Origin of the sequence: Streptomyces sp. NPDC047525 (assembly GCF_040643025.1) — a bacterium.
Taxonomy (GTDB): domain Bacteria; phylum Actinomycetota; class Actinomycetes; order Streptomycetales; family Streptomycetaceae; genus Streptomyces; species Streptomyces durmitorensis.
This window is the reverse complement of sequence record NZ_JBEYTL010000027.1, coordinates 63,246-88,953: the sequence shown is the minus strand read 5'-3', so window position 1 is coordinate 88,953 and position 25,708 is coordinate 63,246. Positions and strand designations below refer to the sequence as shown.

The window sequence follows — 25,708 nt, the reverse complement described above, 5'->3', positions numbered from 1 at the left end:
GAAGCCCGGCTCCAGCGGCTCGATCACGAACCGGGAGCGGAATTCGTCGACGACCTCTTCGGTCAACGAGGGACGCTGAGCGATCAGCATGAAGTGAGTCCTTCAGTCAGGGGCACCCACTATTTGATGCCCTGATGTTGTTACAAGGGTACGGGCGGTACAGCTCCGGAGAGCCGCACCGCCCGAAATCCTCAAACCAAACGACGTGCGTCAGACGCGGCGACGCTTGGGGGGACGGCAGCCGTTGTGCGGCGTCGGCGTGACGTCCTGGATCGAACCGACCTCGAGGCCAGTGGCCTGGAGGGAGCGGATCGCGGTCTCACGGCCGGAGCCGGGACCCTTGACGAAGACGTCAACCTTGCGCATGCCGTGCTCCTGGGCGCGACGCGCGGCCGACTCGGCGGCCATCTGCGCGGCGAACGGAGTCGACTTGCGCGAGCCCTTGAAGCCGACGTGGCCGGCGGAGGCCCAGCTGATCACGTTGCCCGTGGGGTCCGTGATCGAGACGATGGTGTTGTTGAACGTGCTCTTGATGTGGGCGTGCCCGTGAGCGACGTTCTTCTTTTCCTTGCGGCGCACCTTCTTGGCAGCGCCCTGACGACCCTTGGGGGGCATCTATTAACTCCTACGCGAGGTGGTCGGTCCTGCAGCGACAGCTGTCGATCGACCGCTGAGGACTACTTCTTGCCCGGCTTCTTCTTACCGGCGATGGCGCGACGCGGGCCCTTACGGGTGCGGGCGTTGGTGCTGGTGCGCTGACCGCGGACGGGCAGGCCACGACGGTGACGAAGACCCTGGTAGCAACCGATCTCGACCTTGCGGCGGATGTCGGCCTGGATCTCGCGACGGAGGTCACCCTCGGTCTGGATGTTCGCGTCCACGTACTCGCGGATCTTGATCAGGTCCTCTTCGGACAGATCACGAACACGGGTGTTGCGGTCCACACCGGTGGCGTCCAGCGTCTGCTGGGACAGCGTGCGGCCAATGCCGAACACGTACGTGAGGGCGACCTCAACACGCTTTTCGCGCGGGAGGTCAACACCTTCAAGGCGTGCCATTCAAGGCTCCTGTTGATTTTCGGAGGTCTTCAGCAGGACCGGTCCCAGGTGCCGTACGAGGTACACCCTGGGTCCCCGGCCTCCGACCGGGGGTGTCGCCCTCCATCACTGAAGAGGGACGCGTCCTGCATATGTGCTTACGTGCGTCGCGCGAAAATCTGCGAACTGCAGTCGTGCGTCAGCCCTGGCGCTGCTTGTGGCGCGGGTTGTCGCAGATAACCATGACCCGGCCGTGACGGCGGATCACCCTGCACTTGTCGCAGATCTTCTTGACGCTCGGCTTGACCTTCATTGGTGAGGTTCTCCGGGTCAGTGCCGCACCCCACGTGAATGAGGTACGGGCAAGATCTACTTGTACCGGTAGACGATCCGGCCACGGGTCAGGTCGTAAGGAGACAACTCCACCACGACCCGGTCGTCAGGGAGGATGCGGATGTAGTGCATACGCATCTTGCCGCTGATGTGTGCCAGGACCTGGTGGCCGTTCTGGAGCTCAACCTTGAACATGGCGTTCGGAAGAGACTCAACGACAGTGCCCTCGATCTCGATGGCACCTTGCTTCTTGGCCACGCTCTGCCCTTCGAATCGACTACCTTGATCGACTTCGTTCACCGCATGCAGACACACGGATGCACGAGAGCCGACGCGTCAGTCTACGTCAGGCCACCCGGAAAGACGAATCGAGGAAGAATGCCCCACGAGCAAGATCCTTAAGCAAGGGGGTCACTTCGCCAGCGGGTCCGGCGCCGTGGTGACCCCGTACTCCGCCAGCTTCGCCTTGCCGCAGTCGGGAGCCGTCAGCACGATCGGGCCCTCCTCCGTCAGCGCGATGGAGTGCTCCCAGTGCGAGGACCAGGTGCCGTCCGTCGTGATGACGGTCCAGTCGTCCTCCAGGACCTCCGTACGGGGCGTGCCGAGGGAGACCATGGGCTCGATGGCCAGGCAGAAGCCGGGGACCAGCTTGGGGCCCTTGCCGCGGCGGCGCTCGACGTAGTTCAGGAGGTGGGGGTCCATGTGCATCTCGGTGCCGATGCCGTGGCCGCCGTAGTCCTCGACGATGCCGTACTTGCCGCCGCCGGGCTTCGGCTGGCGGCGGATGTACGTCTCGATGGCGCGGGAGATGTCGACGAGGCGGTTGCCCTGCTTCATGGCGGCCAGGCCGGCCCACATCGACTCCTCGGTCACCCGGGAGAGCTCGATCAGCTCCGGAGCGTGACCGGTGCCCACGAACGCGGTGTAGGCGGCGTCGCCGTGCCAGCCGTCGATGATGGCGCCCGCGTCGATGGAGATGATGTCGCCGTCCTTCAGGACGGTCTTGTCGTCCGGGATGCCGTGCACGACGACCTCGTTGACCGAGGTGCAGATCGTCGCCGGAAAGCCGCCGTACCCCAGGAAGTTGGACTTCGCGCCGTGCTCGGCGATCACCTTGCGGGCGACGTCGTCCAGGTCCTTCGTGGTGGCACCCGGGACCGCCGCCTCGCGCGTCGCGGCGTGGACGGCGGCGACGACAAGGCCCGCCTCACGCATCTTCGCGATCTGCTCGGGGGTCTTGATCTGCACCATGGGGCTTCCGCTCTCCGTCATCCGTCCGACAACCGGTTACGTACGTAACCGCTACGTACACAACACTACGGCCGCGGTCCCCCGAGGGGCACCGCGGCCGAGACAGCGTACTGGCTACTTGTCGCCCTTGAGGGCGTCCATCGCGCGCTTGGTGACTTCGTCCACCTTGCCGAGCGCGGAGATCGTGACCACCAGGCCCTGGGCCTTGTAGTGGTCGATGATCGGCTCGGTCTCGCGGTGGTACACGTCGAGCCGCTTGCGCACGGTCTCTTCCTGGTCGTCACCGCGCTGGTAGAGCTCGCCGCCGCAGACGTCGCAGACGCCCTCGGTCTTCGGCTTGCTGTACGTCACGTGGAAGACGTGGCTCGAATCGTTCCGGCAGATGCGGCGGCCGGCGATGCGCTTGACCACCTCGTCCTCGGGGACCTCGAGGTCGAGCACCGCGTCGAGCTTCTGGCCGTCCGTCTTGAGCGACTCGTCCAGGGCCTCGGCCTGCGACACGTTCCGCGGGAAGCCGTCGAGCAGGAAGCCGTTCTCGGCGTCCGGCTGCGTCATGCGGTCGTGGGCCATGCCGATGGTGACCTCGTCGGGAACGAGGTTGCCGGCGTCCATGAACGCCTTCGCCTGCTTGCCCAGCTCCGTGCCCTGGCTGATGTTGGCGCGGAAGAGGTCGCCCGTGGAGATGTGCGGGATCTTCAGGTTCTTGGCGAGGAACGCGGCCTGCGTTCCCTTGCCCGCACCGGGCGGCCCGACGAGGACGATTCGCATCAGCGGAGGAACCCTTCGTAATTGCGCTGCTGGAGCTGGCTCTCGATCTGCTTCACGGTCTCCAGACCCACACCCACGATGATCAGGATGCTTGTCCCGCCGAACGGGAAGTTCTGGTTTGCGCCGAAGCCCACCAACGCCATCGTCGGCACGAGAGCGATCAGACCCAGATACAGCGAGCCCGGCCACGTGATCCGGTTGAGTACGTAGCTCAAGTACTCAGCGGTCGGACGGCCAGCCCGGATGCCCGGGATGAAGCCACCATACTTCTTCATGTTGTCCGCGACTTCCTCGGGGTTGAACGAGATAGCCACGTAGAAGAAGGCGAAGAAAACGATCAGCAAGAAGTACGTCGCGATGTAAATCGGGTGGTCGCCCTTGGTCAGGTTCGCCTCGATCCACTGCTTCCACCCCGAGTTGCCACCCGCGAACTGGGCGACGAGAGCAGGGATGTAGAGCAGCGAAGAGGCGAAGATCACAGGGATGATGCCCGCCTGATTGACCTTCAGCGGAATGTACGTCGACGTACCGCCGTAGGAACGGCGGCCGATCATTCGCTTCGCGTACTGGACGGGAATGCGGCGCTGAGCCTGCTCCACGAAGACGACCAGACCGACCATGACGAGACCGACCGCGATCACCGTGCCGAACTCGATCCAGCCACCGGCCAGCGAGCCCTGCTTCTTGATGGCCCACAGGGCGCTCGGGAAGGTCGCGGCGATCGAGATGAACATGAGGATCGACATGCCGTTGCCGATGCCGCGGTCGGTGATGAGCTCACCGAGCCACATGACGCAGGCCGTGCCCGCAGTCATCGTGATGACCATGGTGACGGTCACGAAGATGGACTGGTCCGGCACGATCTCGGTGGCGACGGGGCAGCCGGAGAACAGCGAGCCCGTGCGAGCGGTGGCCACGAGGCCGGTCCCCTGGAGGATCGCGAGCGCGACGGTGAGATAACGCGTGTACTGCGTGATCTTCGCCGTGCCGGCCTGGCCCTCCTTCTTGAGGGCCTCGAGCCGCGGGATCACCACGGTCAGCAGCTGCAAGATGATGCTCGCCGTGATGTACGGCATGATGCCGAGGGCGAAGATCGTGATCTGCAGGAGCGCCCCGCCACTCATCATGTTCACCAGGCCGAACAACCCCTGGTTGGAGTTGGCCTGGTCCATGCAGGTCTGGACGTTCTTATAGCTGACACCGGGAATCGGTACGTGCGTACCGATCCGGTAGATCACGATGATGCCGAGCGTGAAGAGCAGCTTCTTGCGCAGGTCGGGCGTCTTGAACGCCCGGGCGAACGCGGTGAGCACGGTGCCTCCTGCGACCCCCGCGCGCGTGCGCAAGAGGTAGTGGTCTGAGGATCGACGAATACATATCAGTCAGAAAAACCGCACGGGCAGACCGCACGGAGCTTAGACAGTGCACGCCACCTTACCGGCGACCGTGCCCCCCTTGGAACGACCAACCGGGGATGCCCCATATGTGGGGCATCCCCGGCTGGGAATCGCTCAAGTCATCGAGTGGCCTGAATAGTTCAGACGAGCTCGGTGACGGTACCGCCGGCGGCGGTGATCTTCTCCTTGGCGGAGCCGGAGACGGCGTCAACCGTCACCTGCAGCGCCACGGTGACCTCACCCTGGCCGAGGACCTTGACGAGGCTGTTCTTGCGAACGGCACCCTTGGCGACGAGACCCTCGACGGTGACCTCGCCACCCTCGGGGAACAGCGCGCTCAGCTTGTCGAGGTTCACGACCTGGAACTCGGTCTTGAACGGGTTCTTGAAGCCCTTGAGCTTCGGGAGGCGCATGTGGAGGGGCATCTGCCCGCCCTCGAAGCGCTCCGGAACCTGGTAACGGGCCTTGGTGCCCTTGGTACCACGGCCTGCGGTCTTACCCTTGGACGCCTCACCACGACCCACACGGGTCTTGGCGGTCTTGGCGCCCGGGGCGGGCCGGAGGTTGTGGACCTTCAGCGGGTTCTGCTCCGCCATGTCAGTCGACCTCCTCAACCGTCACGAGGTGGCGGACGGTGTTAGCCATTCCGCGGAACTCGGGGCGGTCTTCCTTGACGACCACGTCGTTCAGGCGCTTGAGCCCGAGCGAACGCAGCGTGTCGCGGTGGTTCTGCTTGCTGCCGATGTACGACTTCGTCTGCGTGATCTTGAGGCGAGCCATTACGCACCCGCCCCGGCACGTGCACGAAGCAGGGCCGCGGGAGCGACGTCCTCGAGGGGCAGACCACGGCGAGCCGCGATCTCCTCGGGACGCTGCAGGCCCTTGAGGGCCGCCACGGTCGCGTGCACGATGTTGATCGCGTTCGACGAGCCGAGCGACTTCGACAGGATGTCGTGCACGCCGGCGCACTCGAGCACAGCACGCACCGGGCCACCGGCGATAACACCGGTACCGGGGGAAGCAGGCTTGAGCAGGACGACGCCTGCGGCCTTCTCGCCCGTGATCGGGTGCGGGATGGTGCCCTGGATACGCGGAACCTTGAAGAAGTTCTTCTTGGCCTCTTCAACGCCCTTGGCGATGGCCGCGGGAACTTCCTTGGCCTTGCCGTATCCGACACCTACGGTGCCGTCACCGTCGCCCACCACGACCAGCGCGGTGAAGCTGAAGCGGCGACCACCCTTGACTACCTTGGCGACACGGTTGATCGCGACAACGCGCTCAACGTATGCGGTCTTCTCGGCGGCAGCGCCACCGTCGCGACCCTTTCGGTCCCGCCGCTCGCCGCCACCGGCACCGCTTCCGCGGCGCTGGGGTCCAGCCATTGGAATTACCTCTCTCTGTTACGTCCGCTAGCTCCGGAACCGGGGCTTAGAACTTCAGCCCGGCTTCGCGGGCGGCGTCCGCCAGAGCGGCAATGCGCCCGGCGTACTTGTTGCCACCGCGGTCGAACACGACGGTCTCGACACCCGCAGCCTTGGCACGCTCGGCAACGAGCGCGCCGACCTGCTTGGCCTGGGCCGACTTGTCGGCCTCGCCACCGCGGATCGTGGTGTCCAGGGTCGACGCCGACGCAAGGGTGTGACCCTTGAGGTCGTCGATGACCTGAGCAACGATGTTGCGGTTCGAGCGAGTCACGACGAGGCGCGGACGCTCCGCCGTACCCGACACGTTCTTGCGGATGCGGATGTGGCGGCGGGCCTTGGCGGCACGCTTGTAAGCGTCACCCTTGGCGATCTTTACACCGTATGCCATGGCTTACTTACCTGCCTTTCCGACCTTGCGCCGGATGACTTCGCCCTCGTACTTGACGCCCTTGGCCTTGTACGGGTCGGGCTTGCGCAGCTTGCGGATGTTGGCCGCAACCTCGCCGACCTTCTGCTTGTCGATGCCCTCGACCGAAAGCTTGGTCGCGGACTCCACCTTGAAGGTGATGCCCTCAGGGGCCTCGACCAGGATCGGGTGGCTGTAGCCCAGCGAGAACTCCAGGTTGGAGCCCTTCGCGAGGACGCGGTAACCGACACCGCTGATCTCGAGCTTCTTCACGTAACCCGTGGTCACGCCGGTGATCATGTTCGCCACCAGCGTGCGGGACAGGCCGTGCAGGGCCTTGTTCTGACGCTCGTCGTTGGGGCGGGTGACGCTCAGGACGCCGTCCTCACCCTTAGCGATGTCGATCGGCGCGACGACGGTGTGGGAAAGGGAGCCCTTGGGACCCTTAACCGAGACCGTCCGGCCGTCGATGGTGACGTCCACGCCGGCGGGAACCGTGATGGGGAGCTTGCCAATACGCGACATTAGCTATTCCTCCGTTCCCGACTACCAGACGTAGGCGAGGACTTCCCCACCTACGCCCTTCTTGCCTGCCTGCTGGCCGGTGAGGAGACCGTGGGACGTGGAGATGATCGCCACGCCCAGGCCGCCGAGCACCTTCGGCAGGTTGGTGGACTTCGCGTAAACCCGGAGACCGGGCTTGGAGATCCGCTTGATGCCCGCAATGGAGCGCTCACGGTTCGGGCCGAACTTCAGCTCGAGGACGAGGTTCTTGCCGACCTCGGCGTCCTCGACCTTCCAGCCCGTGATGAAGCCCTCCTGCTGGAGGATCTCCGCGATGTGAGACTTGATCTTGCTGTGCGGCATCGCCACGGAGTCGTGGTACGCCGAGTTCGCGTTACGCAGACGAGTCAGCATGTCCGCGATCGGATCAGTCATGGTCATGAATTGGCCTTCGGCCTCTCTCGCCGTGGTTTCCTATCTGCGCCATCCCTCTCCCCACTCAGAGGCGGGACGGGTGCGGCGCGGGGACCTACGGCGTAGTAAGTCGGTCAGGGCGGCAGGCGCCCAACCCTCCTAGCCTAAGCCATGGAGAGGTGGGCCACCTACCGACCAGATACTTACCGAGAGCCTCCAGTAATTCCCAAGTCCCTAAGGACAGAGGGGAATTACCAGGAGCTCTTGGTCACGCCCGGCAGCTCGCCACGGTGAGCCATCTCACGAAGGCAGACGCGGCACAGGCCGAACTTGCGGTACACGGAGTGCGGACGGCCACAACGCTGGCAGCGGGTGTAGCCGCGCACACCGAACTTGGGCTTACGAGCAGCCTTGGCAATAAGTGCCTTCTTCGCCATCTCGCTTACGCCTCCTTGAACGGGAAGCCGAGGTGACGAAGGAGCGCACGGCCCTCAGCGTCGTTGGTCGCCGTGGTGACCACGGTGATGTCCATACCCCGGACGCGGTCGATCTTGTCCTGGTCGATCTCGTGGAACATGACCTGCTCCGTGAGACCGAAGGTGTAGTTGCCACGGCCGTCGAACTGCTTGGGGGACAGACCACGGAAGTCGCGGATGCGCGGAAGCGCGAGCGACAGGGTGCGGTCCAGGAACTCCCACATGCGGTCGCCACGAAGCGTGACGTGGCAGCCGATCGGCTGACCCTCGCGCAGCTTGAACTGCGCGATGGACTTCCGGGCCTTGGTGATGGCCGGCTTCTGACCCGTGATGGTGGTCAGGTCACGGACGGCACCGTCCATGAGCTTCGAGTCACGGGCGGCGTCGCCGACACCCATGTTGACCACGATCTTGACGAGGCCCGGGGTCTGCATGACGTTCTCGTACGAGAACTCTTCCTGCAGCTTGCCCGCGATCTCCTCGCGGTACTTCGTCTTCAGACGCGGAGTGGTGGTGGTCGTCATCAGATGTCCTCACCCGTCCGCTTGGCAACGCGGATCTTGTTGCCGTCTTCGTCGAAGCGGAAACCGACACGCGTGACGACCTTGTTGCCGTCCTTCTCCACGACCAGCTGGACGTTGGAGACGTGGACAGGGGCTTCGGTGGTCACGATGCCGCCGGCCTGCGAACCGCTGGCGGTCGGGCCGGCCTTCGTGTGCTTCTTGACCCGGTTGACACCCTCGACCAGGACACGCTCGTCGCGCGGGTAAGCGGCAATGACCTTGCCCTGCTTGCCCTTGTCCTTACCGGTGATGACCTGAACCAGGTCGCCCTTCTTGATCTTCATGCTTACAGCACCTCCGGCGCGAGCGAGATGATCTTCATGAACTTCTTCTCGCGCAGCTCACGACCGACCGGGCCGAAGATACGGGTGCCGCGAGGGTCGCCGTCGTTCTTCAGAATGACGGCGGCGTTCTCGTCGAAGCGGATGTACGAGCCGTCGGGACGGCGGCGCTCCTTGACGGTGCGAACGATGACGGCCTTGACGACGTCACCCTTCTTCACGTTGCCACCGGGGATCGCGTCCTTGACGGTGGCGACGATGACGTCACCGATGCCCGCGTAGCGGCGACCCGAGCCACCGAGAACACGAATGGTGAGAATTTCCTTCGCACCCGTGTTGTCGGCGATCCGAAGTCGCGACTCCTGCTGGATCACGTCTATCTCCTGATTGTCTGCCGGTTCCCGGCGGGGGCTTTATCCCTTACGGGAACCGGCCCCCGCCGAGCCTGGCGGAACTGATCCGAGGGGAAATCCCCTCGGAAATTACTTGGCCTTCTCGAGGATCTCGACGATGCGCCAGCGCTTGGTCGCCGACAGCGGACGCGTCTCCATCAGGAGGACGCGGTCGCCGACGCCGGCAGCGTTCTGCTCGTCGTGCGCCTTGAGCTTGTTCGTACGGCGGATGACCTTGCCGTACAGCGCGTGCTTCACGCGGTCCTCGACAGCGACGACGACGGTCTTGTCCATCTTGTCGCTGACGACCAGACCCTCACGGGTCTTGCGGAATCCGCGGTCAGTCTTGGTCTCAGTCACGTTGCTCTCGCTCATCAGGCGCTCTCCACCGTCTCGATGCCCAGCTCGCGCTCACGCATCAGGGTGTAGATCCGCGCGATGTCCTTACGGACGGCCTTGAGCCGCCCGTGGTTCTCGAGCTGACCGGTCGCCGCCTGGAAGCGGAGGTTGAACAGCTCTTCCTTGGCTTCGCGGAGCTTCGCGAGAAGCTCCTCGTCACCCAGTTCGCGCAGCTCGGACGCCTTGGTACCGGCCGACATCACGACTCACCTGCCTCGCGCCGAACAATCCGGCACTTCATCGGAAGCTTGTGAGCAGCGCGGGTAAGCGCCTCACGCGCAGTCTTCTCATTCGGGTAGGACAGCTCGAACATCACCCGTCCGGGCTTGACGTTCGCGACCCACCACTCGGGGGAACCCTTACCGGAACCCATGCGGGTCTCGGCGGGCTTCTTCGTCAGCGGGCGGTCCGGGTAGATGTTGATCCAGACCTTGCCGCCACGCTTGATGTGGCGGGTCATCGCGATACGAGCCGCCTCGATCTGGCGGTTGGTCACGTACGCCGGAGTGAGGGCCTGAATCCCGTACTCGCCGAACGCAACCTGCGTACCACCCTTGGACATACCGCTGCGCTTCGGGTGGTGCTGCTTGCGGTGCTTGACCCTACGAGGGATCAGCATGTCGGTCAGGCCTCCGTTCCGGTGCTCTCAGCCGGAGCGGCAGCTGCGGCGGGAGCGTCGGCCTTGGGGGCCTCGGCAGCCGGCGCGGACTGCTGCTGCGGCTTGCGGCCGCGGCCGCCACGCTCGCCACCACGGCCACCACGGGCCGGGCGGTCGTTGCCGCCACCACGGGCCGGGCGGTTACCCGCACGGGCCGCAGCGTTCTCGGCGCGGACCTCGGCGATGTTCTTGACGTCGCCCTTGTAGATCCAGACCTTCACGCCGATACGGCCGAAGGTCGTCTTGGCCTCGAAGAAGCCGTAGTCGACGTTCGCACGGAGGGTGTGCAGGGGCACGCGGCCCTCGCGGTAGAACTCCGAGCGGGACATCTCGGCGCCGCCGAGACGGCCACCACACTGGATCTTGATGCCCTTGGCGCCGGCCTTCATCGTCGACTGCATGCTCTTACGCATGGCGCGACGGAAGGAGACGCGGGAGGACAGCTGCTCCGCAACGGCCTGCGCGACCAGCTGAGCGTCGACCTCGGGGTTCTTGACCTCGAGGATGTTCAGCTGGACCTGCTTGCCCGTGAGCTTCTCGAGGTCACCGCGGATGCGGTCGGCCTCGGCGCCACGGCGGCCGATGACGATGCCGGGACGCGCGGTGTGGATGTCCACCCGCACGCGGTCACGGGTGCGCTCGATCTCAACCTTCGAGATGCCGGCGCGCTCCATGCCGGACGTCATCATCCGACGGATGGCGACGTCTTCCTTGACGTAGTCCTTGTACAGCTTGTCGGCGTACCAACGCGACTTGAAGTCGGTGGTAATGCCGAGCCGGAACCCGTGCGGGTTTACCTTCTGGCCCATTACCGGGTTCCTTCCTTGCTGCTGACGACCACGGTGATGTGGCTGGTCCGCTTACGGATCCGGTAGGCACGACCCTGTGCACGCGGACGGAACCGCTTCAGGGTCGGGCCCTCATCCACGTACGCCTCGCTGATGACCAGCGAAGAGGCGTCACTGTGGTCGTAGTTGTGTGCAGCGTTGGCAATGGCGCTGTCCAGCACCTTGCCAACCGGCACGCTCGCGGCCTGCGGGGCGAAACGCAGGACCGCCTGAGCCTCCGTGGCATCCATGCCACGGATGAGGTCCACCACTCGGCGGGCCTTCATGGGCGTGACGCGGATGTACCGCGCCTGGGCCCTGGCTTCCATGGTTGTCCCTTCGGTGTAAGTCATAGTCGTTCCACCCCGCGCTAGCGGCGCTTCGACTTCCGGTCGTCCTTGACGTGGCCGCGGAAGGTGCGAGTCGGCGAGAACTCGCCGAGCTTGTGGCCGACCATCGCCTCGGTGACGAACACCGGGATGTGGGTCTTGCCGTTGTGCACCGCGATCGTGTGGCCCAGCATGGCCGGGACGATCATCGAGCGACGGGACCAGGTCTTGATGACGTTCTTGGAACCTGCTTCGTTCTGGACATCCACCTTCTTGATGAGGTGTCCGTCGACGAAGGGTCCCTTCTTGAGACTGCGCGGCATCTAAACCCGCTCCTAGCGCTTCTTGTTCGTCTTGCGGCGGCGGACGATGTACTTGTTGCTCGCCTTCTTCGGCGAACGAGTACGACCCTCCTTCTGACCCCACGGCGAGACCGGGTGGCGACCACCGGAAGTCTTGCCTTCACCACCACCGTGCGGGTGGTCGACCGGGTTCATCGCCACACCGCGAACGGTCGGGCGAACGCCAAGCCAGCGCTTACGGCCGGCCTTGCCCCAGTTGATGTTCGACTGCTCGGCGTTGCCGACCTCGCCAATGGTGGCGCGGCAGCGGACGTCGACCAGACGGATCTCACCGGACGGCATACGAAGGTGGGCCATGGAGCCCTCCTTCGCCAGCAGCTGCACGGAGGCACCCGCGGAGCGGGCGAACTTCGCGCCGCCGCCGGGCCGCAGCTCGATGGCGTGGATGGTCGTACCGACCGGGATGTTGCGGAGGGCCAGGTTGTTGCCCGGCTTGATGTCCGCGCCCGGTCCGTTCTCGACCCGGTCACCCTGCGACAGGTTGCGGGGGGCCAGGATGTAGCGCTTCTCGCCGTCCGCGTAGTGCAGAAGCGCGATGCGCGCGGTGCGGTTCGGGTCGTACTCGATGTGCGCGACCTTCGCCGGCACGCCGTCCTTGTCGTGACGACGGAAGTCGATCACTCGGTAGGCGCGCTTGTGTCCGCCACCCTGGTGGCGAACGGTCACACGACCGGCGTTGTTACGGCCGCCCTTGCTGTGCAGCGGGCGGACCAGCGACTTCTCCGGCGTGGACCGCGTTACCTCGACGAAGTCGGCGACGCTGGAGCCACGACGGCCCGGCGTAGTCGGCTTGTACTTGCGGATTCCCATTTCTCAGTCCTCGTCCGATATTCGGACCAGGGCGCTCCGTTAGGAGGCCTGGCCGAAGATGTCGATACGGTCGCCCTCAGCAAGGGTCACGATCGCGCGCTTGGTGTCAGCGCGCTTACCGAACCCCGTGCGGGTGCGCTTGCGCTTGCCCTGGCGGTTGATCGTGTTGACCCCAGTGACCTTGACCGAGAAGACCGCCTCGACGGCCTGCTTGATCTGGGTCTTGTTGGCGCCGGGCGCAACGACGAAGGTGTACTTGCCCTCGTCGAGGAGCGCGTAGCTCTTCTCAGAGACGACCGGCTTGACGAGGACGTCACGGGGGTCCGTGAAGCTCTTGCTCAGCGGCGTCTCAACGGTGTTCTTGCCCTCGGTGGCGTGGCGCTTCGCCTTGGCGAGGCGCGCGGCCTTGGCGGCCTTGGCCGCCTTGGGGGCGATGCTCGGGTGACGCGTAGCCATCAGGCTTCGCTCCCTTCGGTCTCATCGGCCTTGGGGCCAGACACGAAGGACTCGAAGGCGGCCTTGGTGAAGACCACGTCGTCCGAGACGAGCACGTCGTACGTGTTCAGCTGGCCCGGCTCCAGGATGTGCACCTGGGGCAGGTTGCGGGCGGAGAGCAGCGAAGTCTCGTCCGCACGGTCGATGACCAGGAGCACGTTCTTGCGCTCGCTGACCTTGCCGAGCAGCGTCTTCGCGGCCTTCGTGGAGATGTCGCCCTCGACCACGTTGGTGACAACGTGGATACGAGCGTTGCGGGCCCGGTCGGTGAGGGCGTGGCGCAGGGCCGCGGCCTTCATCTTCTTCGGGGTCCGCTGCGAGTAGTCACGCGGCTGCGGGCCGTGGACGACGCCACCGCCGGCGAACTGCGGCGCACGGGTCGAACCCTGGCGGGCGCGGCCGGTGCCCTTCTGGCGGTAAGGCTTCTTGCCACCACCGCGGACTTCACCGCGGCGCTTGGTCTTGTGCGTGCCCTGACGGGCAGCTGCCAGCTGAGCGACGACGACCTGGTGGAGAAGCGGGATGCTGATCTTCTCTACGTCGAAGATCTCCGCGGGGAGCTCGACCGTCCCGGCCTTGTCGCCTGCCGGCGAAAGGATGTCAATGGTGCTCATCGGTTCCTCAAACCCCCTTGGCCGCGGTACGGACCAGGACGAGGCCACCGTTCGGACCGGGGACTGCGCCCTTGATCAGGAGCAGACCCTTCTCCGCGTCAACGGCGTGAACGGTCAGGTTCTGGGTGGTGACCCGCTCGTTGCCCATACGGCCCGCCATGCGGAGGCCCTTGAACACACGGCCCGGGGTGGCACAGCCACCGATGGAACCGGGAGAGCGGTGCTTGCGCTGGGTACCGTGACCCGCGCCGAGTCCCTTGAAGTTGTGACGCTTCATGACACCGGCGAAGCCCTTGCCCTTGCTCTTGCCCGTGACGTCAACCTTGACGCCGGACTCGAACACCTCGGCAGTCACCTCCTGGCCCAGCGTGTACTCGCTGGCGTCAGGGGTGCGGATCTCCACCAGGTGGCGGCGGGGAGTCACGTCGGCCTTGGCGAAGTGACCCTTGAGGGGCTTGTTCACCTTGCGAGGGTCGATCTCGCCGAAGGCGATCTGGACCGACTCGTAGCCGTCGGAGTCATTCGTACGGACCTGGGTAACGACGCAGGGCCCGGCCTTGACGACGGTGACCGGGACGACACGGTTGTTCTCGTCCCAGACCTGGGTCATGCCGAGCTTCTCGCCCAGGACGCCCTTGATCTGCTTAGTCATCTGTCCGCGCCTCTCAGAGCTTGATCTCGATGTCGACGCCGGCCGGAAGGTCCAGGCGCATCAACGAGTCAACGGTCTTGGGAGTCGGGTCGAGGATGTCGATCAGGCGCTTGTGCGTGCGCATCTCGAAGTGCTCGCGCGAGTCCTTGTACTTGTGCGGCGACTTGATGACGCAGTACACGTTCTTCTCAGTGGGCAGCGGCACCGGGCCTGCGACCGACGCACCAGTGCGAGTCACCGTCTCGACGATCTTCTTCGCCGAAGAGTCGATGACCTCGTGGTCGTAGGCCTTGAGCCGGATGCGGATCTTCTGTCCCGCCATGGCTACTTGGTAGTCCTTTGTCTCGAACGCTCTGGCTCCCGGGAGGCCCTTTTTTCTACTTCCTCCGACCCACGCGGTCGGGCGTGTCGCAGTCCCGCTCACGGAGATTTCCCGAAGGATTTCCCTGCTAGGGGCTGCGGCCCAGATGACCGCGGGTCCGGGGGAAGAAACCCACCGGGCGCCTGGTTAAGCCTCCGCACCGCACTTCCCAGAAGATTCCCGTACGTCCGCTCCAGTGCTGCCTTTCGGCAGATGGGGCGACGAGTACTGTGGGACTCGCTTCCGGTCCTCCCGGCGGGAGGCGCGCAGCATCGGCACTCAACCGAGCAACCTGGACAGTGTGCCACACGTGGGACGCCGAAGGCCAATCGGGCCGAGCTGTCAAGCTGCCACGGCCGCCATCGCGTACGCAAAGAGCCGTACGCGAAGAGCCCCGCCCACCCGAAGGTGGACGGGGCTCTTCACTGCGCTCAGTTCAGAGCGACCGGGTCTCCCCGATCAACAGGCAAGCGGAGCTTACTTGTTGATCTTGGTGACCTGGCCGGCGCCGACGGTCCGGCCACCCTCACGGATGGCGAACTTCAGGCCCTCTTCCATCGCGACGGGCTGGATGAGCTCAACGGTCATCTCAGTGTTGTCGCCCGGCATGACCATCTCGGTGCCCTCGGGGAGGGTCACGACGCCGGTCACGTCCGTGGTGCGGAAGTAGAACTGCGGGCGGTAGTTGTTGAAGAAGGGGGTGTGACGGCCACCCTCGTCCTTCGACAGGATGTAGGCCTGGGCCTCGAACTCGGTGTGCGGCGTGACCGAACCGGGCTTGATGATGACCTGGCCGCGCTCGACGTCCTCGCGCTTGATGCCACGGAGGAGCAGACCGACGTTCTCACCGGCCTGGCCCTCGTCGAGCAGCTTGCGGAACATCTCGATGCCGGTGACCGTGGTGGTGGTCTTCTCGGTCTTGATGCCGATGATGTCGACGGTCTCGTTGACCTTGAGGATGCCACGCTCGATACGACCGGTGACGACGGTGCCACGACCGGTGATCGTGAAGACGTCCTCGATCGGCATCAGGAACGGCTTGTCGACGTCACGCTCGGGCTCCGGGATGGACTCGTCGACAGCCTTCATCAGGTTGAGGACGGACTCACCCCACTCCTTGTCGCCCTCGAGCGCCTTGAGCGCCGAGACCTTGACGACCGGCAGGTCGTCGCCCGGGAACTCGTACTCGGAGAGGAGCTCACGGACCTCGAGCTCGACGAGCTCCAGGATCTCCTCGTCGTCCACCATGTCGGCCTTGTTCAGGGCGACGACGATGTACGGAACGCCGACCTGGCGGGCCAGGAGCACGTGCTCCTTGGTCTGCGGCATCGGGCCGTCGGTGGCGGCGACCACGAGGATGGCGCCGTCCATCTGCGCGGCACCCGTGATCATGTTCTTGATGTAGTCCGCGTGACCCGGGCAGTCGACGTGCGCGTAGTGACGCGTCTCCGTCTGGTACTCGACGTGCGCGATCGAGATCGTGATACCGCGCTGGCGCTCCTCGGGAGCCTTGTCGATCTGGTCGAAGGCCGAGGCCTCGTTCAGGTCCGGGTACGCGTCGTGCAGCACCTTGGTAATGGCGGCCGTGAGGGTCGTCTTACCGTGGTCAATGTGACCGATGGTGCCGATGTTGACGTGCGGCTTAGTCCGCTCGAACTTTGCCTTCGCCACTGAATCCTCCTGCGGAGTGGTTCTGTACGCCTTGCTTCATCGGCGCCAGGTGATCTTTGCTGGGATACCCGGGGCCCGGGGCACCCGTCCCGAAGAGGGTCGGAATGCCCCGGAGGCTCCGGAGTCAAGCCTAAAGCGTCAACTAGGTTGAGTTACTCGCCCTTGGCCTTCGCGATGATCTCCTCGGCGACGTTCCGCGGAACCTCGGCGTAGGAGTCGAACTGCATCGAGTAGCTTGCGCGACCCGAGGTCTTGCTGCGGAGGTCTCCGACGTAGCCGAACATCTCCGAGAGGGGCACGAGACCCTTCACGACACGGGCGCCACTGCGCTCCTCCATGGCCTGGATCTGGCCACGGCGGGAGTTGATGTCGCCGATGACGTCGCCCATGTAGTCCTCGGGCGTGGTGACCTCAACGGCCATCATCGGCTCGAGCAGCACGGGCTTGGCCTGACGCGCGGCCTCCTTGAACGCCTGCGAACCGGCGATCTTGAAGGCGAGCTCGGAGGAGTCGACCTCGTGGTAGGCACCGTCGAGAAGCGTGATGCGAACACCCGTCATCTCGTAGCCCGCGAGGATGCCGAACTGCATGGCCTCCTGCGCACCGGCGTCCACCGACGGGATGTACTCCCGCGGGATACGGCCACCGGTGACCTTGTTCACGAACTCGTACGACGCCTCGCCGCCCTCGATGGGCTCGATCGCGATCTGCACCTTGGCGAACTGACCGGTACCACCGGTCTGCTTCTTGTGGGTGTAGTCCACGCGCTCGACGGCCCGACGGATCGTCTCGCGGTACGCGACCTGGGGCTTGCCGACGTTCGCCTCGACGCGGAATTCGCGCTTCATGCGGTCGACGAGCACCTCGAGGTGAAGCTCGCCCATACCACCGATGATGGTCTGGCCGGTCTCCTCGTCCGAGTGCACCTGGAAGGAGGGGTCCTCCTCCGAGAGACGCTGGATGGCTACACCCAGCTTCTCCTGGTCACCCTTGGACTTGGGCTCGATGGCGACCTGAATGACCGGCGCCGGGAAGTCCATGGACTCCAGGATGACCGGCTTCTTGTCGTCACACAGCGTCTCACCGGTGGTGGTCTGCTTCAGGCCCATGACGGCGACGATGTCACCGGCGCCCACCGACGCGATCTCCTCACGCTTGTTCGCGTGCATGCGGTAGATCTTGCCGATGCGCTCCTTCTTGCCCTTGACGGAGTTCAGCACCGCAGTGCCGGCCTCCAGGCGACCGGAGTAGATCCGGACGAAGGTGAGCTTGCCGAGGTGCGGGTCGCTCGCAATCTTGAACGCGAGAGCCGAAAGCGGCTCCTCGTCCGAAGGCTTGCGCTTGACGATCGTCTCGGGGTCCTTGACGTCGTGGCCCTCGATGGCCTCGACGTCCAGGGGGGAAGGCAGGTAACGCACGACCGCGTCGAGCAGGGGCTGGACGCCCTTGTTCTTGAACGCGGTGCCGCAGAACACGGGGGTGACGGTGGTGTCGCCGCCCTTGCCGGAGGCGATGGTGACGCGGCGGATCGCCTCGTACAGCTGCTCCTCGGTGGGCTCCTGGCCCTCGAGGTACAGCTCCATCATCTGCTCGTCGTTCTCGGCGACAGCCTCGAGCAGCTTGCCGCGCCACTCGTCGGCGGCCTCGACGTGCGTCGCCGGGATGTCGACGATGTCGTAGGCCTCGCCCATCTTGGTCTCTGCGGACCAGACGAAGGCCTTCATCGTGACGAGGTCGACGACGCCCTTGAAGTCAGCCTCTGCGCCGATGGGCAGCTGCATGACGATCGGGGTCGCACCGAGGCGGTCGATGATCATGTCGACGCAGCGGTGGAACTCGGCACCCGTGCGGTCGAGCTTGTTGACGAAGCAGATGCGCGGGACGCCGTAGCGGTCAGCCTGACGCCACACGGTCTCGGACTGCGGCTCGACACCGGCGACGCCGTCGAACACCGTCACGGCACCGTCGAGCACACGGAGCGAACGCTCTACCTCGACGGTGAAGTCGACGTGGCCCGGGGTGTCGATGATGTTGATCGTGTGGTCGACGTCGTTCAGCGGCCAGTGACAGGTGGTGGCAGCAGAGGTGATCGTGATGCCACGCTCCTGCTCCTGCTCCATCCAGTCCATGGTGGCGGCACCGTCGTGGACCTCACCGATCTTGTACGAGACACCGGTGTAGAACAGGATCCGCTCGGTGGTCGTCGTCTTGCCCGCGTCGATGTGAGCCATGATGCCGATGTTGCGCACCTTGGCCAGGTCAAGTGAAGTGGTAGCCATATCGGCTCAGTCTTCTCTCGGTCTCGATGTGGGTAGCGACTACCAGCGGTAGTGCGCGAAGGCCTTGTTGGACTCGGCCATCTTGTGGGTGTCCTCACGCTTCTTCACAGCGGCACCAAGGCCGTTGGAGGCGTCGAGGAGCTCGTTGAGGAGACGCTCGGTCATCGTCTTCTCGCGACGGGCGCGGGAGTAACCCACCAGCCAGCGCAGGGCCAGCGTGTTGGCGCGACCGGGCTTGACCTCGATCGGAACCTGGTAGGTCGCACCGCCGACGCGGCGGGACTTGACCTCGAGGGTCGGCTTGATGTTCTCGAGCGCGCGCTTGAGCGTGATGACCGGGTCGTTGCCGGTCTTCTCGCGCAGGCCCTCCATGGCGCCGTACACGATGCGCTCGGCGGTGGAGCGCTTGCCGTTCAGCAGCACCTTGTTGATGAGGGAGGTCACCAGAGGAGAACCATAGACCGGGTCGATGATGACCGGGCGCTTCGGGGCGGGGCCCTTACGAGGCATTTCTACTTCTCCTTCTTGGCGCCGTAGCGGCTGCGGGCCTGCTTGCGGTTCTTGACACCCTGGGTGTCAAGGGAGCCGCGGATGATCTTGTAACGAACACCCGGCAGGTCCTTCACACGGCCACCACGCACGAGCACGATGGAGTGCTCCTGCAGGTTGTGTCCCTCACCCGGAATGTAGGCCGTAACCTCGATCCCGGAGGTCAGACGCACACGCGCGACCTTACGGAGGGCCGAGTTCGGCTTCTTCGGGGTGGTCGTGAACACACGCGTGCAGACGCCGCGGCGCTGGGGCGAACCCTCGAGTGCGGGCGTCTTGTTCTTCTCGACCTTGTCCTGCCGGCCCTTCCGGACCAGCTGCTGGATCGTAGGCACTACTTCTCCGGTTTCTGTGTGCCGAATAGTAAAGCTAACCTGAAACGTCGCCGACCCACGCGGTCGGGTGTGTCGAATGCTGCAGACTCCCGCCGCAAGGCGAGGAGGGGCGCAGATTACGGTGGCCGTTCACGGACTCACGATGCGGTTGAGGACACGCGCGCGAGCCCAGGCACACCCCAGGCACAAGGTCTGAGCGTACCTACCTCATCGGGTTCGGTCAAAACAAATGCGGTGGGGGGCGACACGCCGGGCTTTTCGGCTCCCCTCCCGCCCTCTCCTGGGCCGATCCTGTCCATTCCATGTTCATGGGGCACTCGGTTTGAGTACCTTGATCGGTCCGCTGCACGATCGGGGGACCCATGACGGCGGCCCACTTACCCGGGGACGGCGGTCTGGACGACCGCGTCCCCTTCCTCGCCCGCCTGGAGAACGAGGAGAGGTCCGCTCTCCTCTCCCTCGGCCACGAGCTGAGCTTCGCGCCCCGCATCCAGCTCCTGCACCAGAACGAACCCTCGTCGCACGTCCTGCTCATCGTGCACGGCTGGACCAAGGTGACCGCGGCGGCAGCCAACGGATACGAGGCACTCCTCGCCCTGCGCGGCCCCGGCGACATCATCGGCGAATCCGCGGCGCTGACCGGGCGCCCCCGCTCGGCCACGGTGACCGCTCTCGAGGCCGTGCGCGCGGTGGCCGTCGAGCACGACCGGTTCACGGATTTCCTCGGCCGCTCCCCCGCCGCGTCGTTCGCCCTGCTCGGGCTGACCTCCGACCGCACCCGGGCCGCCGACCGGCGACGCCTTGAGTTCGCGTCCATGAGCGTGCGGGAGCGGTTCGCCGCGCTGCTGCTCGATCTGGCCCGTACCCACGGGCGTCGTACGGACGAGGGCATCGAGCTCGCCGTGCCCCTGAGCAAGCAGGAGCTCGCCGGGTCCGTCGGGGCGTCCCGGGAGATGGTGCAGCGGCTGCTCAAGGAGTTGCGGGACCGCGATGCCGTGGCCACCGGGCGGCGCGCCCTCGTGATCATGCGGCCCGATCTGCTGCGCCGGATCGCGCGCACCGAGCGGCCCGTCCGTGATGACCCGCAGTGACCCCCTCATCCCCGAGAGCGACTCTGTGCACACGGTCACACTCCGAGTGCGTCATCCGCCCTCACCACGGGGATCCCATCGTCGGCACGCTTCAGGTCGGCGCAACTCCCCCGGCGAAAGGCGACCATGAGCGACTCCGTGAGCCGCACCATCCTGCTGCTCGACATCGAGAAGTACAGCGACAGGGACGATGTCGAGCAGGCCTATCTGCGGCGCATGTTGTACGACATCACCGACCGGGCGCTGGAGAGCGCGGGCGTCGACGAGACCCTGCGCCTGCGCGCCGACCGCGGCGACTCCGTGATGGAGCTGATCGATGCCAACGCCTCGGTGCAGGCCCTGCTCCGTGCCCTGCTCGGCGAGGTGCCGGCGCAGCTGCGGGGGGTGAACAGGATGGCTTCCAGTTCCGCCCAGATCCGGCTGCGCGCGGTGGTGGCCACCGGATACGTGGTGGTCGACGACCTCCAGGGGTGGGTCGGCTCCGACCTCAACCACGCCTGCCGGCTGCTCGACGGCGACGTTCTCCGTGCGGCCCTGCGGGAACGTACGAACGACTTCGCCCTCTGCGTCTCCGAGGGCGTGCACGCGGGGGTGGTGCGGCACGACTGGCCCGGCGTACCGGCCGATGACTTCCACCCCGTGACCATGGCGAGCAAGAACGGGCCTCTGCGGGCATGGCTGCACGGTCCGGTCCCCGCCGGGGCCGAGGAGCACGGCGCCGCGCGGGGCCCGGCCGATGACCACAGTGAGAGGGGGGCCGGGGAAGCCCCGGCGCCGGACGCCGGCTCGGGGGAGCGTCCGGCGCCGGGGCGGGGCGCGGCACCCGCGACGGGCGGCGCCTCCTTCAACTTCAACGGCGGCGCGCCCAGCTTCGGCGGCAGCCTGGTCGGCAGCGACCAGCACGGTGTGTCCGGCGGGACCGTGCACGGTGACGTCCACCTCGGCGGCTCCGGCACCCCGGCGCCCGAGCGGGGCGCGGAGTCGTGAACGTCCCCCCGCGCGCAGTGCCGCCACAGGCCCGCCCCGCGCACCCGGCAAAGGGACCGGCAGGCCCGGCACAGGACCCGGCCCCGAACCCGCCGGGCCGGCCGGAGGCGCCGGGCTCCCGTCCGGCCGAGGCCCCCGAGCCGGAAGAGCAGGCGCAAGAAGCACGCGCGGCGCAGCGCGAACTGTTCGCCCATGCACCGGAGTTCATCCTCGGCTCGGCCTCCTCCTTCGGAGGTTCCCTGGTCGGCGGGGCACAGCACGGGGTGTCCGGTGGGCATGTCGGCCGCGATGTCGTCATGGGCGCCAAGACCGAGATCCACCACCACGGCTCCGTCGACTCACCCGCGTACGCCTCCGGAGAGATTCCGCGCGAGCGGCTCGACACTCTGGCCGAGGTGTTCGTCGAAGGTCCCGCCTTCGCGCTCGCCCTGCGGCGCCTGCGCGAGGAACGCGTTCTGGTGCTCCGCGGCGCGCACGCCACCGGCCGCAGCGCCGCGGCCCTGATGCTTCTGCACCACCTCGGTGTCCCGGCCGTGCGCGCCCTTCAGCCCGAAACCAGCCCCACCGCCCTTGCCGGCCAGCTCGCCCACGGCGGCGGTCACGTGCTGTGCGACATGCCGCTGAGCCGGAACAAGCCGCTGCGCGAGACCCATCTCTACGCGGCGCGCGACCAGCTCAAGAAGACCGGCGGGCACCTGGTGATCACCGTCGAGAACTCCCCGCATCTGCTGGGTGTCACTCCGGTCGGCTGGGAGGCTCCCGACGCCGCCGACGTGCTCCGCGCACATCTGTCCGCCCGCCTCCCCACCACGGCCGACGCCGAGCGTCTGCTCGCACTCGAACCCGTACGGGAGTTCCTTGAGCACGGCCGTCGCAGACCCGCCGAGGCCGTCGACCTCGCCACCGGCCTCGCCGCGTACGACGGGACGGAGCAGGCGCTCGACCGGCTGCGCGGCTTCAGCCTCGCCTCCGTGGAGAAGCAGTGCCGCGACTGGCTGAGCGATCCCGCACTCGGTCTGCGCGACAAGGCGTTCCTCATCTCGCTCGCCCTCTTCGACCAGGCGCCCTACGTGCTGGCCGCCGAGTTCGCCGACACGCTCTTCGTCCACTTCCAACGGCTCCAGCACCCGGAACAGCCACCGGAGATCCCGGTGTTCGGTCCCGCCCCGACAGACCGTCTCGACCTCGCGCGGGCCGTCGGGGAGCTGCGCAGCGAGGCGACGGACTGGGGGCCCGTCCCTCAGTACGTGGCGTACTTCAGCGAGGGGCGCATGCCGGGCACGCTGCTCACCGAGGTGTGGACAGGCCATCCCTCGACCCGTCCGGCCCTGGTCGCCTGGCTCAAGCAAATGGCCCGCGACGGACGTCCCCTGGTGCGCACCCGCGCGGCCGCCGCGACCGCGCTGCTCGCCGCCGCCGACCTGCCGTCGACCGTGGCGCTCCTGGTCGACGGTTGGTCGGTCTCCCCCTCCTTCGGGCCGCGCGTGACCGCGGCCAACACGCTCACCCTGGCGCAGCTCTCGGGGGCTCCGGTCATTCCGCAGTTGCTTGCGCAGTGGTGCACCGATCGGCATTGGGCCCGGCGCTGGACGGCGATCCGCGCCTTCGCGCTGCTGGCCCCGCTCCGTCCGGACCTGGCGGGCCCCGCCCTGGACGCGCTGTCCTCCCGGGCGCGAGCGGAGAGCAGCAGCGATGCCGAGCGCCACAACCTGATCGAGTCGACGGCGCTGCTCCTGTCCGCCGGAAGCCGCGGGGAGATGCTCGCCGAGCTGGTGCGACTGCTGCACCTGGACACCCCTGCCGTCCGGGCTCTGGCACTCGCCGCTTTCGTGCGTGCCTGCGACAACCGCGAGGAGGGGAGTCTCCTCGAGTGGTACGCGGAGTCCGGCGTGCACAGCCCGGAGTGGGCCCGGGACCTCGTGACCCTCTGGCACACCGCACTGGGCGAGCGCGCCCACACTCGCGAGGCCCTCGACGCGCTGCGGACCTGGGTGTACGTCGCCGGTGAGCGGGCCGAAGCCGAGCAGGCGCTCGCCCTGCTCCTGCCGTCCCTGGTCAAGACGGCAGCCGACCGGGACCGCCTGGTCCACCTGCTGCACACCCTGCGGGCCGAGGACGGCGGCCCCCGGCCCGCCGTCGCCGACCGGCTCCTGACCTCTGTGCGCCCGGCAGGCGCCATGCCCGCCGCCCCGTGATCCCTGACCTCTGCCCTGACCACCGAGGAGTTGAGCCCCATGGCGGAGTTCCGCCGTCAGCCGGAATGGCAGCAACAGGCCGACCGGCACAGCCAGTTGATCGACCCGGTGCTCACCGTCCGGCCGATCTCACGCTTCGACTACACCGCTCGCAGACCCGTCACCGCGATCGACCACGCCCTGGTCTTCGCCACCGCGGCCGGCGTGTACGACGTCTACATCCCGCCGCACCGGCCCACCCGGGCGGATGCCGCGACGCGCCGCTACATCTCCGTGTACGAGGTCGACATGGGTAGCCATCCCGTCCAGCTGGACCTGCAGCTGCCCAGCGACGACGACGCCTTCTCGTTCGGGGTGACCGCCGATCTGACCTGGCGGGTCGCCGATCCCATCGCGTACGTACGCAGCGGCGAACGTGACGTGCCCACGCGGCTCACCCGGGAACTGCATCAGTACGCCCGACCGGTCAGCCGCCGCTTCTCCATCGAGGACAGCCCGGCGGCCGAGAGCGCCGTGCAGCAGGCCGTCGAATCGGGCGTCTTCGCGGCGGGAATCGGGGTCGCCGTCACCTGCATGCTGCGGCTGCGCCTCGACGACGAGGCGGTCGCGCACCGGCGGCGGCAGCGCAGCCTGCGCTATGAGCACGAGATGCTCGCCCCCGAGCACCAGTACCACCTGCAGCAGGCCCGGCAGCAGCACGAGCTGGAGGTGCTGCGCCAGCAGCAGGCCCAGGAACTGACCGCACGGAAGATCGAGTTCTACCGCTACCACCTGCAGCACGGCGGGGTCGGGGCGTGGGCGCTGCATCTCGCCCAGCACCCCGAGGACACCCAGCTCGTGATGAGCAGCATCCGCAAGGACCAGCTCTCCCTCATCCAGAGTCAGCTGGAGCTGATCAGCGGTGACGGTCTGGAGGACTATCAGAAGGCCGAGTCGGCGAAGTACGCCCTGAACGCGGTCAACGAACTCCTCCACCAGCAGGGCCTCGGCCCCGTCGCGGCCCCGCCCGACGCGGACCCCGGGCAGCGGACCGCTCTGCCCGCGCAGGCAGCACCACGGCAGCCGTACGACGGCTCGGCGCCCGCAGCACAGTCCGGGGCCCACACGGATCAAGCGTCCACGGAGCAGGCGTCCCCCGACGTGCGACCCCAGCCGCCGTACGCCGCTTGGGGACCCCCGGAGCCGGGACCGACCGCGGGGGCGTACACGTCACCGCCCGCCGAGGACGAGCTCCGCGCGAGCGAGACCGCCCAACCCGCCGACCCGCGCAGGCCGCCGCACGACACCACGCCCGCATGAGCACCCCGGGCGTCACCGACCCGCCGCCCGCCGCGCCTCCCGAGACCTCCGGCGCGCACACCGCCGAACGCCTCCTCGCCGACCTGCGGTCCGAGATCGCACGGGCGGACAGCAAGGCGTCAGTCCTCGTGGCCGCCCTGGGCATGACAGCCGGCGTGTTCAGCGGGCTGCTCGCAGGGCGGAACTGGCAGCCGGGGGAGCTGACAGCGGCCGGGGCGACGATCTGGTGGGCGGGTGTGCTGGCTTTTGTGTCCGCCCTCTTCGCACTGCTGCTCGCGGTGCTGCCGCGCTTGCGCGGCACGACGTGGACGGCCGGACGTCCCCTCTCGTACTTCGGAGACATCCAACAGGCCGTGCGCGAGGGCAGGTTGCTCCAGGCGCTCGCCGAGACCGAGCACGCCCCCCTGTCCGGGCTCACCGCCGCGCTCGCCGAGACCAGCCGCATCGCCGTCCGCAAGCACCAGTGGATCCGAGTGGGCCTGATCGCCTTCGGCGTCGGCACCGTGCTGCTGCCCGCCGCCCTCCTCATCAGCTGACGACCACACGAAG

The 25,708-nt window shown here is 66.7% G+C and carries 37 protein-coding genes; 5 read left to right on the top strand and 32 right to left on the bottom strand.

All coding sequences use genetic code 11. From position 1 onward, the window contains the following. Nucleotides 1-210 precede the first annotated feature (210 nt). The 32 genes from rpsK to rpsL form a co-directional block, all read right to left on the bottom strand. Nucleotides 211-615: a 30S ribosomal protein S11 gene (gene rpsK, locus ABZ833_RS42730; protein ID WP_003948617.1), complete on the bottom strand. Its 405-nt coding sequence runs from the start codon at nucleotides 613-615 to the stop codon at nucleotides 211-213. Nucleotides 616-677: 62 nt separating this feature from the next. Further along, a complete protein-coding gene (rpsM, locus tag ABZ833_RS42725) occupies nucleotides 678-1,058 on the bottom strand; it encodes a 30S ribosomal protein S13 (RefSeq protein ID WP_135332566.1) in 381 nt (126 codons plus the stop codon). 178 nt (nucleotides 1,059-1,236) lie between these two features. After that, nucleotides 1,237-1,350: a 50S ribosomal protein L36 gene (gene rpmJ / locus ABZ833_RS42720; RefSeq protein WP_003974245.1), complete on the bottom strand. Its 114-nt coding sequence runs from the start codon at nucleotides 1,348-1,350 to the stop codon at nucleotides 1,237-1,239. A gap of 56 nt (nucleotides 1,351-1,406) precedes the next feature. Further along, the gene (infA, locus tag ABZ833_RS42715) at nucleotides 1,407-1,628 is read right to left on the bottom strand and encodes a translation initiation factor IF-1 (protein ID WP_003948620.1); all 222 of its coding nucleotides are present in this window, start codon (nucleotides 1,626-1,628) and stop codon (nucleotides 1,407-1,409) included. 153 nt (nucleotides 1,629-1,781) lie between these two features. Continuing rightward, nucleotides 1,782-2,621 (bottom strand): type I methionyl aminopeptidase, encoded by an 840-nt coding sequence (gene map, locus ABZ833_RS42710; protein ID WP_361058810.1) that lies wholly within the window; start codon nucleotides 2,619-2,621, stop codon nucleotides 1,782-1,784. Between the two features lie 114 nt (nucleotides 2,622-2,735). After that, complete coding sequence (locus ABZ833_RS42705) at nucleotides 2,736-3,389, bottom strand: adenylate kinase (protein WP_361058808.1); 654 nt, start codon at nucleotides 3,387-3,389, stop codon at nucleotides 2,736-2,738. Next, nucleotides 3,389-4,702, bottom strand: a complete 1,314-nt coding sequence (gene secY / locus ABZ833_RS42700; protein WP_361058806.1) for a preprotein translocase subunit SecY — start codon at nucleotides 4,700-4,702, stop codon at nucleotides 3,389-3,391. The genes ABZ833_RS42705 and secY overlap by 1 nt, the downstream gene beginning before the upstream one ends. Before the next feature lie 224 nt (nucleotides 4,703-4,926). Further along, complete coding sequence (rplO, locus tag ABZ833_RS42695) at nucleotides 4,927-5,382, bottom strand: 50S ribosomal protein L15 (protein WP_249588330.1); 456 nt, start codon at nucleotides 5,380-5,382, stop codon at nucleotides 4,927-4,929. A gap of 1 nt (nucleotide 5,383) precedes the next feature. After that, a complete protein-coding gene (gene rpmD / locus ABZ833_RS42690) occupies nucleotides 5,384-5,566 on the bottom strand; it encodes a 50S ribosomal protein L30 (RefSeq protein WP_041985698.1) in 183 nt (60 codons plus the stop codon). Beyond that, nucleotides 5,566-6,168, bottom strand: coding sequence for a 30S ribosomal protein S5 (gene rpsE, locus ABZ833_RS42685; protein WP_160506669.1), 603 nt, complete (start codon nucleotides 6,166-6,168; stop codon nucleotides 5,566-5,568). The genes rpmD and rpsE overlap by 1 nt, the downstream gene beginning before the upstream one ends. Before the next feature lie 46 nt (nucleotides 6,169-6,214). Beyond that, nucleotides 6,215-6,598, bottom strand: a complete 384-nt coding sequence (gene rplR, locus ABZ833_RS42680) for a 50S ribosomal protein L18 (protein ID WP_344522013.1) — start codon at nucleotides 6,596-6,598, stop codon at nucleotides 6,215-6,217. 3 nt (nucleotides 6,599-6,601) lie between these two features. Next, nucleotides 6,602-7,141, bottom strand: a complete 540-nt coding sequence (gene rplF, locus ABZ833_RS42675) for a 50S ribosomal protein L6 (RefSeq protein ID WP_249588331.1) — start codon at nucleotides 7,139-7,141, stop codon at nucleotides 6,602-6,604. 21 nt (nucleotides 7,142-7,162) lie between these two features. Further along, the gene (gene rpsH, locus ABZ833_RS42670) at nucleotides 7,163-7,561 is read right to left on the bottom strand and encodes a 30S ribosomal protein S8 (RefSeq protein ID WP_030359017.1); all 399 of its coding nucleotides are present in this window, start codon (nucleotides 7,559-7,561) and stop codon (nucleotides 7,163-7,165) included. Between the two features lie 224 nt (nucleotides 7,562-7,785). Further along, a complete protein-coding gene (locus ABZ833_RS42665; RefSeq protein WP_003948630.1) occupies nucleotides 7,786-7,971 on the bottom strand; it encodes a type Z 30S ribosomal protein S14 in 186 nt (61 codons plus the stop codon). Nucleotides 7,972-7,976: 5 nt separating this feature from the next. Continuing rightward, entirely contained in the window at nucleotides 7,977-8,534 is a 558-nt protein-coding gene (gene rplE, locus ABZ833_RS42660; RefSeq protein ID WP_249588332.1) for a 50S ribosomal protein L5, read from the bottom strand. Continuing rightward, the gene (gene rplX, locus ABZ833_RS42655; RefSeq protein ID WP_055553504.1) at nucleotides 8,534-8,857 is read right to left on the bottom strand and encodes a 50S ribosomal protein L24; all 324 of its coding nucleotides are present in this window, start codon (nucleotides 8,855-8,857) and stop codon (nucleotides 8,534-8,536) included. Before rplX ends, rplE begins: the two co-directional genes overlap by 1 nt. A gap of 2 nt (nucleotides 8,858-8,859) precedes the next feature. Continuing rightward, complete coding sequence (gene rplN / locus ABZ833_RS42650; protein WP_073768975.1) at nucleotides 8,860-9,228, bottom strand: 50S ribosomal protein L14; 369 nt, start codon at nucleotides 9,226-9,228, stop codon at nucleotides 8,860-8,862. Between the two features lie 108 nt (nucleotides 9,229-9,336). Then, nucleotides 9,337-9,621 (bottom strand): 30S ribosomal protein S17, encoded by a 285-nt coding sequence (gene rpsQ / locus ABZ833_RS42645; protein WP_055564830.1) that lies wholly within the window; start codon nucleotides 9,619-9,621, stop codon nucleotides 9,337-9,339. After that, entirely contained in the window at nucleotides 9,621-9,845 is a 225-nt protein-coding gene (rpmC, locus tag ABZ833_RS42640) for a 50S ribosomal protein L29 (protein WP_003998824.1), read from the bottom strand. The genes rpsQ and rpmC overlap by 1 nt, the downstream gene beginning before the upstream one ends. After that, on the bottom strand, nucleotides 9,845-10,264 hold the full coding sequence (gene rplP / locus ABZ833_RS42635) for a 50S ribosomal protein L16 (RefSeq protein ID WP_135332557.1): 420 nt from the start codon (nucleotides 10,262-10,264) through the stop codon (nucleotides 9,845-9,847). The genes rpmC and rplP overlap by 1 nt, the downstream gene beginning before the upstream one ends. Before the next feature lie 5 nt (nucleotides 10,265-10,269). After that, nucleotides 10,270-11,112 carry a 30S ribosomal protein S3 gene (gene rpsC / locus ABZ833_RS42630; RefSeq protein WP_160506663.1) on the bottom strand — a complete coding sequence of 281 codons (843 nt, stop codon included), beginning with the start codon at nucleotides 11,110-11,112 and terminating at the stop codon, nucleotides 10,270-10,272. Next, entirely contained in the window at nucleotides 11,112-11,459 is a 348-nt protein-coding gene (gene rplV / locus ABZ833_RS42625) for a 50S ribosomal protein L22 (RefSeq protein WP_016645177.1), read from the bottom strand. The genes rpsC and rplV overlap by 1 nt, the downstream gene beginning before the upstream one ends. 41 nt (nucleotides 11,460-11,500) lie before the next feature. Beyond that, nucleotides 11,501-11,782: a 30S ribosomal protein S19 gene (gene rpsS / locus ABZ833_RS42620; protein ID WP_160506662.1), complete on the bottom strand. Its 282-nt coding sequence runs from the start codon at nucleotides 11,780-11,782 to the stop codon at nucleotides 11,501-11,503. 12 nt (nucleotides 11,783-11,794) lie between these two features. Next, a complete protein-coding gene (gene rplB / locus ABZ833_RS42615; RefSeq protein WP_160506661.1) occupies nucleotides 11,795-12,631 on the bottom strand; it encodes a 50S ribosomal protein L2 in 837 nt (278 codons plus the stop codon). A gap of 39 nt (nucleotides 12,632-12,670) precedes the next feature. Further along, complete coding sequence (rplW, locus tag ABZ833_RS42610; RefSeq protein ID WP_190084419.1) at nucleotides 12,671-13,087, bottom strand: 50S ribosomal protein L23; 417 nt, start codon at nucleotides 13,085-13,087, stop codon at nucleotides 12,671-12,673. Then, nucleotides 13,087-13,740, bottom strand: a complete 654-nt coding sequence (rplD, locus tag ABZ833_RS42605) for a 50S ribosomal protein L4 (protein WP_160506659.1) — start codon at nucleotides 13,738-13,740, stop codon at nucleotides 13,087-13,089. The genes rplW and rplD overlap by 1 nt, the downstream gene beginning before the upstream one ends. A 7-nt stretch (nucleotides 13,741-13,747) precedes the next feature. Further along, complete coding sequence (gene rplC, locus ABZ833_RS42600; RefSeq protein WP_160506658.1) at nucleotides 13,748-14,392, bottom strand: 50S ribosomal protein L3; 645 nt, start codon at nucleotides 14,390-14,392, stop codon at nucleotides 13,748-13,750. Between the two features lie 13 nt (nucleotides 14,393-14,405). Next, a complete protein-coding gene (gene rpsJ / locus ABZ833_RS42595; protein ID WP_003948644.1) occupies nucleotides 14,406-14,714 on the bottom strand; it encodes a 30S ribosomal protein S10 in 309 nt (102 codons plus the stop codon). Between the two features lie 516 nt (nucleotides 14,715-15,230). Next, nucleotides 15,231-16,424 (bottom strand): elongation factor Tu, encoded by a 1,194-nt coding sequence (gene tuf, locus ABZ833_RS42590; protein ID WP_351170407.1) that lies wholly within the window; start codon nucleotides 16,422-16,424, stop codon nucleotides 15,231-15,233. 152 nt (nucleotides 16,425-16,576) lie between these two features. Continuing rightward, nucleotides 16,577-18,703 (bottom strand): elongation factor G, encoded by a 2,127-nt coding sequence (gene fusA / locus ABZ833_RS42585; protein ID WP_249588333.1) that lies wholly within the window; start codon nucleotides 18,701-18,703, stop codon nucleotides 16,577-16,579. Between the two features lie 39 nt (nucleotides 18,704-18,742). Beyond that, nucleotides 18,743-19,213, bottom strand: coding sequence for a 30S ribosomal protein S7 (gene rpsG / locus ABZ833_RS42580; RefSeq protein WP_003974303.1), 471 nt, complete (start codon nucleotides 19,211-19,213; stop codon nucleotides 18,743-18,745). A 2-nt stretch (nucleotides 19,214-19,215) separates the two neighbouring features. After that, nucleotides 19,216-19,587 carry a 30S ribosomal protein S12 gene (gene rpsL / locus ABZ833_RS42575; RefSeq protein WP_003948652.1) on the bottom strand — a complete coding sequence of 124 codons (372 nt, stop codon included), beginning with the start codon at nucleotides 19,585-19,587 and terminating at the stop codon, nucleotides 19,216-19,218. A 362-nt stretch (nucleotides 19,588-19,949) separates the two neighbouring features. Here rpsL and ABZ833_RS42570 point away from each other — a divergent pair, with 362 nt between their 5' ends. The 5 genes from ABZ833_RS42570 (at nucleotide 19,950) to ABZ833_RS42550 (ending at nucleotide 25,695) form a co-directional block, all read left to right on the top strand. Beyond that, nucleotides 19,950-20,678 (top strand): Crp/Fnr family transcriptional regulator, encoded by a 729-nt coding sequence (locus ABZ833_RS42570; protein ID WP_361058796.1) that lies wholly within the window; start codon nucleotides 19,950-19,952, stop codon nucleotides 20,676-20,678. A 126-nt stretch (nucleotides 20,679-20,804) separates the two neighbouring features. Then, a complete protein-coding gene (locus tag ABZ833_RS42565; RefSeq protein ID WP_361058794.1) occupies nucleotides 20,805-21,665 on the top strand; it encodes a hypothetical protein in 861 nt (286 codons plus the stop codon). Beyond that, nucleotides 21,662-23,860 carry a hypothetical protein gene (locus ABZ833_RS42560; RefSeq protein ID WP_361058792.1) on the top strand — a complete coding sequence of 733 codons (2,199 nt, stop codon included), beginning with the start codon at nucleotides 21,662-21,664 and terminating at the stop codon, nucleotides 23,858-23,860. The genes ABZ833_RS42565 and ABZ833_RS42560 overlap by 4 nt, the downstream gene beginning before the upstream one ends. A 39-nt stretch (nucleotides 23,861-23,899) precedes the next feature. Continuing rightward, nucleotides 23,900-25,159: a PE-PGRS family protein gene (locus ABZ833_RS42555; RefSeq protein ID WP_361058790.1), complete on the top strand. Its 1,260-nt coding sequence runs from the start codon at nucleotides 23,900-23,902 to the stop codon at nucleotides 25,157-25,159. Next, the gene (locus ABZ833_RS42550; protein WP_361058788.1) at nucleotides 25,156-25,695 is read left to right on the top strand and encodes a Pycsar system effector family protein; all 540 of its coding nucleotides are present in this window, start codon (nucleotides 25,156-25,158) and stop codon (nucleotides 25,693-25,695) included. The genes ABZ833_RS42555 and ABZ833_RS42550 overlap by 4 nt, the downstream gene beginning before the upstream one ends. The last annotated feature ends 13 nt before the right edge of the window (nucleotides 25,696-25,708 follow it).